Annotated in this window: 1 protein-coding gene; it reads left to right on the forward strand. The window is 31.1% G+C overall.

The features are described 5' to 3' along the window. Positions 1-629: efflux RND transporter permease subunit (locus EZH24_RS15175; RefSeq protein ID WP_236847264.1), on the forward strand; the 629-nt coding region annotated here is incomplete at its 5' end. Positions 630-740: the final 111 nt, after the last annotated feature.

Below are 740 nucleotides of genomic sequence, written 5' to 3' on the forward strand. Positions count from 1 at the left end.
ATTTTCAATTCTTTATACCCGAAGAAAATATTATTCCGAGTGAAAACGATTGGAATCAAACTCTCGAATATTCTATAAACTCCGAAATAAACTCCGTTCCTTTTTTGGAAAGCGTTCAAGGACAGATGGCTTATCAATTAAAATTGAGAGCGGAATACGGAATGACAATCATAAAAAATAATTCCATGCCTGATTTGTCTATAGTCGGAAATGTTTCGCTTTCTGGTTTGGACGACAGCGGTTATTTTAATTCATTTGCAAGTATGACTAATTTGAATTATTTTGTCGGGCTTGCGGGAGTTGTCGTAAATAACGGAATAATAATGGTTGATTTGATTAATAGAATACTTGAAAGCGGAAATATAAAAAATAAAGACGATGTATTTAACGCTATAGTCGAAGGAGCGAGCGAAAGATTTAGAGCGATATTTTTAACTACGATTACTACAATATTCGGACTTCTTCCAACGGTTTACGGAATAGGCGGAAGAGCGGATTTGATAGTTCCTATAGTTATGGCGATGGCTTACGGACTGTTATTCGCGTCTCTTTTGACTTTAATACTTTTGCCATGCTTGTTTATGGTTTCTGCGGATTTGAAACTTGTGAGGATTAATTATAAAGATTGAATTTTTAATAAAATTTATAAAATAAAATTTCTTTACATATTGAAAATAATTCCGAATTATATTAACATAATTATAATTTGAATAAATTTAAAATAATTTAAGAATCTTTAT

It is taken from the genome of Brachyspira catarrhinii (assembly GCF_005518285.1).
GTDB lineage: Bacteria > Spirochaetota > Brachyspiria > Brachyspirales > Brachyspiraceae > Brachyspira > Brachyspira catarrhinii.